General features: G+C 58.0%; 9 protein-coding genes and 1 rRNA gene. 7 read left to right on the top strand and 3 right to left on the bottom strand.

Going from position 1 to position 13,849, the window contains the following annotated elements:
- Positions 1-183 precede the first annotated feature (183 nt).
- A complete protein-coding gene (locus ACWKV4_RS19875; protein ID WP_483833926.1) occupies positions 184-2,337 on the top strand; it encodes a type I secretion system permease/ATPase in 2,154 nt (717 codons plus the stop codon).
- Entirely contained in the window at positions 2,327-3,691 is a 1,365-nt protein-coding gene (locus tag ACWKV4_RS19870) for an HlyD family type I secretion periplasmic adaptor subunit (protein ID WP_483833927.1), read from the top strand. Before ACWKV4_RS19875 ends, ACWKV4_RS19870 begins: the two co-directional genes overlap by 11 nt.
- 142 nt (positions 3,692-3,833) lie before the next feature.
- Here ACWKV4_RS19870 and lapD read toward each other — a convergent pair whose 3' ends face one another.
- A complete protein-coding gene (gene lapD / locus ACWKV4_RS19865) occupies positions 3,834-5,777 on the bottom strand; it encodes a cyclic di-GMP receptor LapD (RefSeq protein WP_483833928.1) in 1,944 nt (647 codons plus the stop codon).
- Positions 5,778-5,789: 12 nt separating this feature from the next.
- Positions 5,790-6,476, bottom strand: a complete 687-nt coding sequence (gene lapG / locus ACWKV4_RS19860; protein WP_483833929.1) for a cysteine protease LapG — start codon at positions 6,474-6,476, stop codon at positions 5,790-5,792.
- Positions 6,477-6,766: 290 nt separating this feature from the next.
- On the opposite strand from lapG, the gene ACWKV4_RS19855 reads away from it, so the two are divergent.
- The 5 genes from ACWKV4_RS19855 (at position 6,767) to ACWKV4_RS19835 (ending at position 13,718) form a co-directional block, all read left to right on the top strand.
- On the top strand, positions 6,767-7,459 hold the full coding sequence (locus tag ACWKV4_RS19855; RefSeq protein WP_483833930.1) for a GntR family transcriptional regulator: 693 nt from the start codon (positions 6,767-6,769) through the stop codon (positions 7,457-7,459).
- A gap of 643 nt (positions 7,460-8,102) precedes the next feature.
- Entirely contained in the window at positions 8,103-8,873 is a 771-nt protein-coding gene (locus ACWKV4_RS19850) for a DUF3050 domain-containing protein (RefSeq protein WP_483833931.1), read from the top strand.
- Positions 8,874-8,875: 2 nt separating this feature from the next.
- Complete coding sequence (locus tag ACWKV4_RS19845) at positions 8,876-9,805, top strand: diiron oxygenase (protein WP_483833932.1); 930 nt, start codon at positions 8,876-8,878, stop codon at positions 9,803-9,805.
- Between the two features lie 15 nt (positions 9,806-9,820).
- Positions 9,821-13,225 (top strand): amino acid adenylation domain-containing protein, encoded by a 3,405-nt coding sequence (locus tag ACWKV4_RS19840; RefSeq protein ID WP_483833933.1) that lies wholly within the window; start codon positions 9,821-9,823, stop codon positions 13,223-13,225.
- A gap of 22 nt (positions 13,226-13,247) precedes the next feature.
- The gene (locus tag ACWKV4_RS19835; RefSeq protein ID WP_483833934.1) at positions 13,248-13,718 is read left to right on the top strand and encodes an SRPBCC family protein; all 471 of its coding nucleotides are present in this window, start codon (positions 13,248-13,250) and stop codon (positions 13,716-13,718) included.
- A gap of 56 nt (positions 13,719-13,774) precedes the next feature.
- On the opposite strand, the gene rrf is transcribed toward ACWKV4_RS19835, so the two are convergent.
- Positions 13,775-13,849 (bottom strand): 5S ribosomal RNA (rrf, locus tag ACWKV4_RS19830); the annotation flags it as partial.

The following is a 13,849-nucleotide window of genomic DNA, read 5'->3' as shown; positions in this document are numbered from 1 at the left end:
CATACGAGCCAGCATGCGCGTAGGCTGGCCGGTCATGGTGCGTAAGACGCCTAACCTGTAGGCTGATGGCGCCAAGTGACTGACGGGGCATCGCCGTTTCGGGCAGCTTTGGTTTTGTCCTTCCCGTACCAATGGTCCTGACGGGCCAGCCCATCATTTTTTTCAAAACACAGAGAGCACAGCGTGGATTCAGAAGCCGGTCGAACTCTACCCAATCATGACCCACGCAGCCTGCACGACGACCCCTTGCTGGATGGGCTTCTGTCGCTTTGCTACCTGCACCAGAAGCCCGCCAGCCGGGCCATGCTTACCACAGGCTTACCCCTGCCCGATCAGCGCCTGTCGCCGAACCTGCTTAGCCGCGCCGCTGCCCGCGCTGGCTTGCAGGGGCGGTTGCTGAACCGCCGCCTGGAACAGATCCCGGCTATCGCCATGCCCGTTCTGCTGCTGTTGAAGGACAACCGCAGTGCGGTGCTGGTGGGCTGGGAAGGTGATCAGGCGCGGCTGCTGCTCAGCGAAAGCGACGGTGGCGAAGTGCGGGTGAGCCGCGAGCTGCTGCAAGAGGATTACAGCGGGCGCGTGTTTTTCGCCCAGCCTCAGCATAAATTCGACGTTAGCCACGGCTCGCTCATTCCTCGGGCCAGGTCTTGGTTCAAGGACACCCTAAAGCGTTCGCGCTGGCTCTATATGGATGCCATCGCCGCCAGCCTGGTCATCAACCTGATCGCCATGGCTGCCCCGCTGTTCGTGATGAACGTATACGACCGCGTGGTACCCAACCAGGCCACGGCCACCTTGTGGGTGCTGGCCGCGGGTATCACGGGCGCCTATGTGTTCGACCTGTTGCTCAAGGGCCTGCGTGGCCTTTGCCTGGACCTGGCCGGTAAGAAAACGGACCTGATCATTTCTGCCACCCTGTTCGAGCGGGTAGTGGGCATGGCCATGAAGATGCGCCCGGCCCGGGTGGGCAGCTATGCGCAGAACATCCATGAATTCCAAGGCATGCGGGACTTTCTTACGTCCCTGACGCTGACCAGCCTGATCGACCTACCCTTCACAGTGCTTATTTTGTTGGTGATCGCCATTCTGGGCGGCCATCTGGTGTGGATTCCCATAGTGGCCTTCCCGCTGGCGCTGCTTTTGGGCCATGTATTGCAAAAGCCGCTCACCGCCACCTTGGAACGGACCATGGCGCTAGCCTCGGAGCGCCAGTCAACATTGATCGAGACCCTTGCAGGCCTCGACGGCATCAAGGTCAACAACGCTGAAAGCGAACGCCAGTATCAGTGGGAGCAGACCATTGGCACCCTGAGCCGCCTGGAATTGCGCGTAAAGGTGCTGTCGAGCCTGGCCATGAACCTTACCCTGATGATTCAGCAGTTGGCTGGCGTGGCCATGATCATCTTTGGGGTGTACCAGATTATCGATGGCAACCTGAGCATGGGCGGGCTGATCGCCTGTTACATGCTTAATACTCGCGCCCTGGGGCCTTTGGCTCAGCTGTCCGGGCTGCTGACGCGCTACCAGCAAACCAAGGTCACCATGGCGTCGGTGAACCAGATGATGGAGCTGCCCCAAGAGCGTAATTTCGAAGAGCGCCCGCTGAGCCGGCCTATCCTTCAGGGCGCCGTGGAGTTTCGCAACCTGAGCTTCACCTACCCTAATCAACAGAACGTGGCGCTGCGCAACATCAACCTGTCCATCCGCGCTGGCGAAAAAATCGGCATCATCGGCCGCAGTGGCTCGGGCAAAAGCTCTCTCGCCAAGCTGGTGGTTGGCCTTTATGAAGCAGACGAAGGCGCTCTGCTGGTGGACGGCGTGGACATTCGGCAAATCGACGTGAGCGAGTTGCGCCATAACATCGGCTATGTGCCCCAGGATATTCAACTACTGGCCGGCACCCTGCGCGACAACCTCGTATCCGGCGCCCGCTATGTGGAAGACGAAATGGTCCTGCAGGCGGCCGAGCTGAGCGGCGTGCATGAATTCGCCCGGCTTCACCCACAAGGCTATGAGCTACAGGTGGGTGAGCGAGGGCAGAACCTCTCCGGTGGCCAGCGGCAAAACGTGGCCCTGGCCCGGGCCCTGCTGCTCAACCCGCAAATCCTCTTGCTCGACGAGCCTACCAGCGCCATGGACAACAGCGGTGAGGAGCGGCTCAAGCAGCGCCTGCAAGCAGTGATTGGGGACAAGACCATGGTGCTGGTTACCCACCGTGCCTCGTTGTTGTCGTTAGTGGAGCGGCTGATCGTGATCGACCGTGGGCAAATTGTTGCGGATGGCCCGAAAGCGGCTGTGCTCGAAGCCTTGAAGAAGGGGCAAATCAATGTCGCTTAACGCAGACAAGGGCGGTATTGGCGCCTATTTCAAAGGCCGGGAGAATTTGTCCGGGCAACCGCTGCCAGAAGTTAACAAGGCACTGATCGACGATGCCCCGCGCATCGTGCGCCTGACCATTTGGGGCGTGATTCTGTTCTTTGCTTTCCTGCTGGCCTGGGCCCACTTCGCGATCATCGATGAGGTAACTAAGGGCGAAGGCAAAGCGGTCCCCTCGTCCAAGATTCAGAAGATTCAGAACCTCGAAGGGGGCATCGTCGCTCAGATCTACGTGAAGGAAGGCCAGATCGTCGACCCTGGCGCGCCCTTGATTCGCCTAGACGATACCCGCTTCGCCTCCAACGTAGGGGAAACCGAGGCAGACCGCGTCGGCATGGCGTTGCGAGTGGAGCGTTTGAGCGCTGAAGTGGACGACCGCCCTTTGGCCGTGTCCGACGAACTACGCAAGGCCGCGCCGAGCCAGGCTTCGAACGAAGAACAGCTGTACCGCAGCCGCCGGCAGCAACTGGCGGACGAAGTCGGCGGCTTGCAGGCCCAGTTAGCCCAGAAGCAGCAAGAACTGCGTGAGTTCGGTTCCAAGCAGGAGCAATACCGCAACAGCTTGTCGTTGCTGCGTCAGGAGATCGGCATGTCCGAACCCTTGGTGAAACAAGGCGCCGTTTCCCCCGTGGAAGTGCTGCGGCTCAAGCGCTCGGAAGTCGAAACCCGCGGGCAACTGGATGCGACCTCGTTGGCCATTCCTCGCGCCCAGGCGGCTATCTCTGAGGTGCAGCGCAAGATCGACGAAACCCGCGGCAAATTCCGCAGCGATGCCCTGACCCAGTTGAACGAGGCGCGCACAGACCTGAGCAAATACACGGCCACCGCCAAGGGCCTGGAAGACCGCGTAAGCCGTACCATGGTCAACTCGCCCGTGCGTGGGATCATCAAGCAGGTATTGGTAAACACGGTGGGCGGCGTGATCCAGCCGGGCAGCGACATCGTGGAAATCGTGCCGCTGGATGATACGTTGATCGTTGAAGCAAAGATCCGCCCCCAAGACATCGCCTTCTTGCACCCTGGGCAAGAAGCAATGATCAAGTTCAGCGCCTATGACTACACTATCTATGGCGGTTTGAAAGGCGAACTGGAACAGATTGGCGCGGACACCATCACCGAAGAAGACAAAAAGCAGACCTACTATTTGATCCGCCTGCGCACCGACCGCAACCACTTGGGCACGGACGAAAACCCCTTGCTGATCATCCCAGGCATGGTCGCGTCGGTAGATATCATTACCGGCCACAAGAGCATCCTTAGTTACTTGCTCAAGCCCATTCTGCGGGCCAAGGCCGAGGCATTGCACGAGCGGTAGCGTGGCCCCCACCTCCCGTAGCAGCCGCGCTTGCTCGCGACCAGATTCAACACGATGCTAAGACGGTCGCGGCAACGCGGTTGGCGCCAAGGCCAGCTGCTACGAGATGTATGGCTGCACTGTTCGCCAGCTTTGCTGGCTTCTACCGCCAAGGCCCCGGTTCGCCGATCAACCGGCCTTGCACGCCTTCGATGCCCATCTCGCGGATTACCGCCAACTCACCTTCGGTTTCTACCCGCTCGGCAATCAGCGGCAAGTCGATGCTATGGGCGGCTCGTTGAATGGCTTCGATAAACAGCCGCTTATGGTTCTCCTGGTCGATAGCGCGGATATAACTACCGTCTACCTTCAGATAAGCCAGGCCCAGGCGCGCCAGGTTGCCGATCATGCTGAAACGCCCGCCGAAATGCTGCAGGGCCAGGCTGAAGCCCAAGGCATGCAGGCGCCGCGTCACTTGCTCGAGCACCTGCTGTTCTGGCAATTGCTCCTCACCGATTTCGAAGATCAGCCGAGGCCCCAGGTTGGGGTGTTGCGCCAACAGATCGAAGATGCGGGCCATGGCTTGAGGGTCGTCCAAAGTGGCCGCGGAGAGGTTCAAGGCCAATACCCCTGGCCTAGCCTGCAAGTGCGCTAACACCAGCCTCAGCATGGCCAGGTCCAGCCGGCTGGACCATCCGAAGCGCTCTACCCACGGCAGGAAACGCCCTGCTGGCACTGCCAAACCCTGGGCATCCAGTACCCGCGACAGCACCTTATGGTGCAGCGGCGCATTGCCCTGAGCCGTGACCACGGGCTGGAAGAACAGCTGGAAGCGCGAGGTATTCAAGGCGTCGTCCAATAGCGTGTGCCAGCCATGGTGATCATCACCACCGGACTGCACCTGCTGTTGATCCAGACACACCCAGTGGGCCTCGCCGTGGCTTTCGGCCTGGGCCAGCGCCTGATCGGCCAGCTTCAGTAGATCGTGGGGCGCTTCGCCGCCCACATAAGGCGCCAGCCCGACCCAGGCCACGGGGAACACGTCCGACGCGCCGGTTTCGTACAGGCTGTGCAGCCCGGTATCCAAGGCCTGCGCCAGTTGCCGAGCTTCGTCGAGGGTAAGCCCTGGCGCCAGCACCGAGAACTCGCCCCCGCGGCTGCGGGAGATCAAGTTGCTGGTTTCCGGGTGCCGCGCGCAGTGGCGCACCAGCATAGCCCCCACCTCTTTGAGCAAGGCATCGGCGGCCTCGGCCCCTACGCGCTGGTTGAGGCCACTCAGGTCGTTCACCCGTAGCAACAGCAAGTAACCTGCTCGGTTTTCTTCAGCCTGGCTCACGCGTGCCTGCAACTGCATATCGAAATATCGGCGGTTGGCCAGCCCGGTCAAGGTGTCCTGGTACGACTCCACCCGCAGCCGCTCACTGCGTTCGGCTTGCTCCGTGAACAGTGCCTTGAGCTTCTCTACCATCTGGTTCATTGCCTGTACCACCCGGCGCAGCTCTGGCGTACGTGGCAGCTCTGGCAGGCTCAGGAACTCCCGCCGGGCAATGGCATGGGATTGCGCAACCATGTAATCCAAGGGGCGCAGTTGACGCTTGAGCAGCAGGGCACCCAGCAGGCCGCTTACCGCCCCGCACAACAACAGCCAGCCCAGGCTACCCAACGCACTTTGCCAAAGCTTCGCCAGGGCGAACATCGGGTGGCTTACTACCTCTACTCGCGCAGCCTGCTGCCAGCCTCGGCTAACAAGGGCATCACCACCGGCGGGCTCTAGGCCGATCAAGCTAACAAACCAATGGGGCACATCAATGCTGTCCGGCTCGGCGCTACGCTCCACTATCACCTTGCCATCGGTCAGGTCGATCACGCGGATGCTGGCGTAGTAGCCGCTATCGAAGATAGAACTCACCATCAACTCCACCATGGCGGGGTCGTCAATGTTGGGTGTAAGCGACAACGCCAACGCCGTGGCGCCATCCTGCGCATGGGATCGCAGTTGGTTCACATACTGGGCCCGAGAGCTTTCCAGGCTGACCATGAAGCTACCGCCAAACGCCACGATCAAAAATAGGCAGATGGCTATCAGAAGTTGCTTGAACAGTGACATCAGGGCTCCTGGTTAATTGGTCGGCTCGGCCGGAAAGCCTTCGGCAGCCATTTTCTTTAGCAAATCTTGCCAGCGAGACAACCGCTTGGTATCGCCGACCTTCTTGTTCCCCCCTGCCCCGGTAAGCCATAGGCCTTCGCCGTTGAAGGCGTACACCGGCAACAGGTCTGTCCGCTGGCTGGCAGGCTGGATGGTATCGACCAGGCTGTCGAGCACCAGCGGCATGGCGTCGGGCGTAGCGTAATAGGTCAGTACCATATGCGCCCGGTTTTGCCTGAGGGCCTTGACGTAAGTAATACGGAGCTTGTCGCCAGGAACGCCTAAATGACGCAGGCTGAAATACTTGGCGATAGCGTAGTCTTCGCAATCGCCAGCGCCTTTCCATAAGGACTGCACTGGCGTGGCCCAGTAGTCCACCTCATGCCACAGGTCAATGTCTTCCTGGTAGCGCAGTTGATGGTTAAAGAACAGGTTCACTACGTTGAGCTGCTCGGCTTCGGGTATCTGGCGCTGGGTAGCCAATAACCGCTGCCAGGCATCTATACGCTCCTGACCAGCACCTAAGGGGCCATACAAAGCCTGCGCTCGGCGACTAATGATCGAGAAGTCCCAGTCCGCCTGTAAAAGCCCAAGCAGGCTGAAGCTCACCGCAAACGCGAATGCGAAGCGGCGCAATAACAACCTTGCGCTATAACCCATTAACACCACGGCCAGCCTGAATACACTGGAAAGCCTCCGATGGTGCGGGTACATTCAGCAAAAGACAATGGCAACTTGCAATCACTTTATCGACGCTTGCCTGCGACTGCCCTTTTAGGGCCGCTAAACCCCTGAGCGGCAATGATAAGTGCTGAAAACCTGCGGTAAAGGACGTAAGCTCGTTTTCGTCGCGACTGTAAGGCCATGCCCCTTGAAGTAATACTTGTGGTTTGATTGGCAAGGGTTCGTCGAAAACATACTGTAGTTTCACATTTATCAAGGTAGTCAAAGTGCCTAGAAAACTTAGCCCATTGAGTGCTGTGCTGGCGCCGGAACAGCTGCCGGCTCACCTTGCGCGCTCGCTTATAGAAGAACGCCTTCGCAATGCCATTCTGGATGGGAGCCTGCCTACAGGCACCGCGGTTCGCCAGCAGGAACTGGCCACCTTGTTTGGCGTTAGCCGTATGCCTGTGCGTGAAGCCTTGCGGCAACTCGAAGCCCAGGGCTTACTCGCTGTTGAACAGCACAAAGGTGCTGTGGTCGCCCCCTTGATTACATGGGATGCGACAGAAACTTACGAGTTGCGCATCTTGCTGGAAAGCGAAGCTCTGCGACAATCTGTCACAGGCTTGACGGAAACAGACTTCACTACCATCGAACACATAATCGAGCGCATGGAAGCTGAGACGGACTATGCGCAAATGGGCGCGTTGAACAAAGAGTTTCACTTGGCCCTGTATGCCAAAGCCAGTAACCGCCGCCTGATGACCCTGGTCAGTGTCGGGCTGGACGAAGAAGAGCGCTTCTTGCGCTTCAACCTCAAAGACATGGGCCTTGGCAAGGTTTCTCAAGACGACCACCGTGAGTTGCTGGCCGCCGCCCGTGCGCACCAGGTAGACCTTGCCGTGCAAATGCTGACCCAACACCTGGAACGCGGCATCGCCGCCATTACGCAGTTCCTGGAAAAAAAGCAGCAAAAGTGACAAACGCGCCGGGTTAGCCGGCGCGCACCTCTCTCCTTTTACTCCCCCTCTGATCCTCGAGCCCTGAACCACAGGGCGCCTTGGCGCGCCAGCGTTAGCCGTTGGGCTTATATCGTCTCGACCCTGCTAATACATGGCGTTATAACGCCAAAGCGCACACTCTTGGCCATCACTGGGCTACGCCTCGGCCAGAGGCCCCACAAGGAAGAAACAGGAGAATTACAGGGCCAGGATGTACGGCCGTTTTCAAATCATAACTTTTGAAACACTCGCCCCCAGCGTGAAGCGCCCATATGCGCACTATTTTATTTTGATCAAATTTGATCGGAAGGAATAGCCCTACGCCTAATAAAACTTTAAAAAGCTTTATCGGGCAAGTTTGCGCTGAAAAAAGTAAACTCGAGAAAATTACTTAAAATAACTTGCCAACTACTTTTTCATTGGACTAACTTGATATTGCGATGCGGATCCATTCCTTCGTCCACCTAGGAAGAGTGAGTGAAAGCGCTATACCGATCGCAAATAAAAACCATGAAACGTAGCTATCGAATGGCCTGAACGCTCTGTTCTAGAGGCCTCGGGACCGGCTTGCCCGAAATTGGGTGGGCATGGTCGGCTAAACTCACTACACAGGATAAACAACATGCAATTTCTCGAGAACTTGCTAATCGACCGCAAGGAAGCATTGGCCCAACATCCGATTTTCAAGGACATTACTACGCTAAATGACTTGAAGCTGTTCATGGAAACCCATGTGTATGCCGTATGGGACTTCATGTCACTGACCAAACGCCTGCAAGTGGAACTCACATCAGTCACATTGCCATGGCTGCCGCCGCAAGATCCAGAATCAGCGCGGCTTATCAATGAAATCGTATTAGGCGAAGAGTCCGATCGCTGTCTTAAGGGCGGCCATTACAGCCACTTCGAATTATATTTGGATGCCATGCGCGAAGTGGGTGCCGATACCGCGCCAATAGAACGGTTTATTGCACTCCAGCGTCAGGGCGAGCATTTCCAATCCGCCTTGACCCAGGTAGGGGCTAACTCGGCCGCAATTCATTTCGTAGGCCACACCCTGGAAATCGCCCAGCATGCCTCAGCGCATCAGGTGGCGGCAGCCTTTCTTCACGGCCGCGAAAGCGTCATTCCTGGCATGTTCCAAAAGCTGCTGGATGACCTGGGCGTGGCCCACGAGCAGGCGCCGACCTTCCGCTACTACCTGCAACGGCATATTGAGGTAGACAGCGAGGACCACGGCCCGGCCGCTGAACGCGTGCTACGGCGCCTGACCGGGGACGACCACGAGATGCGCCGGGAGGTGCTGGAAGCGGCCATTGCCGCGGTGGAGAGCCGCCTGGCTTTGTGGGATCAACTGCAGGCCAGCGTGCGCTCGGCGCGCGGGGGCGTTTGATCATGGGTGCCATGAGCTATGTGTCTTTCGCGGACCAGTGGGAGCGGCGGGCGACCATTCGCACCCGCCCCCGCCGCCTGCTGGAGCAGGACGATCGCCTGATCTATCCCCTAAGCCGTCAGCCACTGGTGGCCAGCGGCGTATTCCAACAACACTGCCCCGAACAGCGGGACTTTGTGCTGCTGCAAACCCTTTATAAGTTCATCAACGATATCGTGATCTTTGAAACCGAGATTGTAGATAAGACCGCGCGTAATATCGCCAAGGGCCGCTTTGCCCTGCCCTTCCCCTTGCCCTGTCGTTACGACGCAATGACGGTGGTAGTGGATGAGGATTATCACGCGCTGGTGGCGCTGGACTTCCTACAACAAACCATCGCCGCCACCGGGATCGAACCGCTCTCGATGCCTACGGAAATCGAACTGAGCCGTGCGATTCCCGCCGCCATGGCACAAGCCCCCGAACGGCTGCGGCCCGCAGTGGAGTTGATCTGCGTAGCGATCGCGGAAAACACCGTGACCAACGATGTTGCCGCATTTGCCAAGGACGACACCGTTAAGTCCTCCATCAAGGGTTTGATGGCTGATCATCTGGCCGATGAAGGGCGCCACTCCACGTTTTGGACCGACCTCACTCGCCTGTATTGGACCACTGCGAATGAAGCGGACCGAGAAGCCATTGCTCGTCAACTACCGGTGTTTATCGAGCAATACCTGACCAATGAAATCCAGACCGCCTTCGACCTTCAACTGATCGAAGCCCTGCCAGTCGCGCCATCGGTAGCAGTGGCGCTCAAGCAAGAGGTCACCGGCCTGGCGTTCCCTATCGGCCCCCAGCATCCGTTGGTGCAAAACATCATCAGGTTTTTCAAGCGCAGCAGCCTGCTGGAGGCGCCTTGCGTACAGGCCGCCTTAACGCCTTACCTCAGCTGACAAGGGGTACACTTTATGAAACGTTTGAATGTATGGCTATTGGGCCATGGCGCATTGCTGCGCGGCCTGGCCCAAGAATTACAAGGGTTTGGTCATGCCTGCACCCTGCAAACCGAATGCGCCCTGCTATCGGCCAGTGGCACAGACGTATTGATCGAAGACGGTAGCGTGAGCCTAGACCCCGCCATGCGGCGGGACTTGGGCCAGGCGCCCCAGTTTCTTTTGCAAACCAGCTTGGCCCCGGAGGAGCAGTCAAGCTTACCCAAACCCACCTTGTGGGTACTGCGCGATGGGCAACCTTACCTGCGCAGCCCGGTCGAGGTGGAACATCAAGGCAATGGCCGCCTGCTTCATCAAACGGCTCTGTTGCAATGGACCGAGGCCTTGACGGACCTGATAGGCGCGCTGGCCCGCGGTGAAGACATGCTTCCAGATGCTTGGAGCCATGGCGTTAACTATGCCTCCCTGCTTAGCTTCGACACCTTGGCCTACCGCCACAGCCAAAACCATACCGATGATCCCGCGCTGTTAGCGCTCGCCGAACACCCCTTAGGCACACGCCTCGCGGCCAGCTTTGAACGGTTCGGAAACCGTCCAGCGCTTCGCTGGAATGGCGAAACCTGGGCTTACAAGCAACTACGGGCGGCGGCTGAGCCTATCCGCCAGAAAGTACTCCAACTTGGCGGGGCCACTCCCAACCCCGTGGTAGGGGTATGCATGGAAAAAAGCCCGGCGCTGTTTGCCTGTGTATTGGGCACTTTGCTGGCCGGAGGGGTGTACTTGCCGCTGGAGCCTAGCCACCCGTTGGAACGCCGCCGGTTCATTCTGGAAAACAGCGACGCGCGGCTGCTTTTTCAACTTAGACGGGCCGAGCCGTTAATGGGTATTTGGGAGATGGTAGACCCCACCGAACTTAGCGCGAACAACCCTTGGCCCGCCCTGCCTGAATGGCACTCAGCGGCGCCATGCATGGCGCTTTATACCTCTGGCACCACCGGTCAGCCAAAAGGGGTATTACTCAGCCAACATAACCTCAGCCATTTCACTGCCTGGTACGCGGCCTACACTGGATTGGAACCAAGCGCACGGGTATTGCAGTTTTCTACCCTGAGCTTCGACTCCGCGACCATTGACCTCTTTCCCACCTGGCTCAGTGGCGCAACCTTAGTGGTGGCCAGCGAGGATCAACGGCGAGACCCTGCATTGTTGACGGCGTTAATCAATGCAGAGCAGGTAACACAGGGGTTTTTGCCGCCCGCGTTGCTTAGCGTTCTGCCATTAGATGCCCTGAATGCCATGGGCTGCATCACTACCGGCGGCGATGTGTGCGAACCTTGGGTGATCGAACGCCTGTCGCAGAGCTGTCGTTTTATCAACCTCTATGGGCCTACCGAGGCGACGGTATTGGTCACCGCTCGGGTGTTCCAACCGGGCGTTTCCAATCGCAACCTGGGCGCCCCTATCGCCAACAGCCAGGTATGGGTGCTCGATGACACAGGCCAACCGGCCCTAAACGGTGAAACCGGGGAGCTCTATATTATCGGCCCCGGGGTTGGGCTGGGTTATATCAACAACCCAGAGCAGACCCAGCAGCATTACGTCCAGCTAGTGCTACCCGACGGCAGCTCGATGCGTGCCTACCGCACCGGGGACCTGGGCCGCTGGGGCGTTGAGGGCCTGGAGCTGGTGGGCCGCAAGGACAACCAGGTAAAGATCCGCGGCTTTCGAGTAGAACCCGAAGAAATCGAGTGCTGCCTGCGCGAAGCGCGTTTATATGGGCAAGTAGCGGTGGTCATTACGGAAGGGCAGCGTATCGCGGCCTTTATTGCTCAGCCTAATAGCGATACACCGGCTTCCCCGCAAGCCCTGCGCAAGTACGTGGCGCAGCGGCTGCCGGCCTATATGCAACCCAGCCTGTATACCGAGCTGGCTCAGCTTCCCGCTGCGGCGAATGGCAAAGTGGATCGTCAAGCCTTGCGCGCGATGCCCATGCGCGCGGAAACAAATGCCCTTAAGCCGCCGACGACAGCCAGGCAACATGAACTGCGAATGATCTGGTCAGAACTGCTTGAGTTATCCCCAGAGGAGATATCCACAGACGACAGTTTCTTCAACCTTGGCGGGCACTCCATTGTGCTCTCAAAGATGCTGCTCATGCTGCGCGAGCGTTTTGGTCGTGGTGTATCTATTAATCGCTTTATTGAAATGCCCACCCTGGAAAGGCTTGAACAGCTACTGAACGCGGTGGCCGATGCGAACAGTGGCTTGGTCGATCCCTTAGCTTTGACGGACGCCATGCGGCCGGTGGATATAAAAACGTTGCCTTCAGTGCGCCTGGGTGATGTCCACAAGGTTCTGGTAACGGGTGCCAATAGCTTCGTTGGTGTTCATTTGGTTGCAGCCTTACTGGCGTGGGGTGCTACCGAGGTCACTTGCCTGGTAAGACCAGGGAAAAGGCAAAGCGCCAAGGCTCGATTCGCTGAGGCGCTTGTGGATAATGCAGTAACTGTGGATATAGAGCGGGTTCAAGTGCTCGCTGCAGATTTTACGCAACCCCTGTTTGGCTTATCCACAAGTGACTACGAACGCATTGATGAGGAGTATGGGGCAGTTATCCACAATGGGGCTAATGTTAACCATGTGCTGGATTACCCCGCTTTGACCAAGGCCAACGTAGAGCCGTTGTTCAATCTCCTTAAACTCTGCGAAGGCCGTAGTAAGAAGATCCTTAACTTTGTATCTACCTTATCTGCCTGTAGCGCCGTAGATGAGCACGGGGCCGTGCTAGAGGCTGACCCTGTAGACACACCACCCATCTACATCCGCAATGGCTACAACCTGTCTAAATGGGTAGGCGAACATATCCTGGCGCGCGCTCGGGCGGCAGGGTGTTTCGTCAATATCTTCCGACCGGGGAACATCAGCTTCAACAGCGATACTGGCGTATGCCAGCCTCATAAAAATCGCCTGATGCTGATGCTCAAAGGTTCTCTGCAGTTGGCCGCAGTGCCAACGCTGGACCTGAACTTTGACCTGATGCCGGTTGATTTCCTGGCCAAGCTTATCGCTTACCAAAGCAGCCGTTATCAGCCGCAAGCCGCAGTGTTCAACCTCCATAACCCTCAGCCGCTCAGTTGGCCGGATTATGTCGCCTCCTTCGCCAACGCCGGCTACAGCTTCGACCTTGTGCCCGTTCCTGTATGGCAGGAGCGTTTGCAGGACGTCGATAAGGATAACGCCCTGTTTGGAGTATTGGGTTTTTACCTTAATGGCTTCGAAGAAGACATAGGCGATGTATCCGCCATCCACCACCAGAACACCGCCCACGTTATACAGCGCATGGCCGAGGCCTACCCCGTTAAAGATCACGCGCTGTTGGCTCGGGGTAGCGCTTACCTGCAACGCATCCGTTTTATCTAACCCTCGCATCAGGAGCAACAGCATGAATACTGCACAACCCGATACTCGCATTCATAACCCAGCTGGGGTGCGGGTGGTTTCCGCTGTCCAGATTCCCAACAGCGCACAAGCCGCGTGGGCGATGGTTGGTGACTTTGGAGGTTTTCACCAGTTTATCCCTGCGCTTGAAACTATTCAGGTGACGGGGGACGGCCTGGGGCGCGTTCGCCATAAAACGTTCAAGGATGGCAACTTCGCTATCGAGCAGCTTAATAGCCATAGCGCCTCTGAGATGACCATGACCTGGACGCTTATCCACACGTCTCTGCCTGTCGGCAACCTATGGGCCGCCATGCAGGTTGTGCCACAAGGGTTGGTTAGCTGTGAGGCGAGCTGGACCATCCAGGCAGAACCAGCGAGTACAGGCGACCTTCAGGACCCAGAGGCGTTTAAGACGTTCTTACAGGGCTTTGCTGACGGTGCCATGAATGAGGTGAAGCGTTTGCTTAGCTAACCCCAGCAAGACAAAAGCCCTGGTCGCGTAAGCGGCCAGGGCTTTTGATGTTTGAATCTTGACGATGACCTACTCTCACATGGGGAAACCCCACACTACCATCGGCGATGCATCGTTTCACTGCTGAGTTC

This window comes from Pseudomonas artemisiae (genome assembly GCF_057128685.1).
This window is presented reverse-complemented; position numbering and strand designations above follow the sequence as displayed.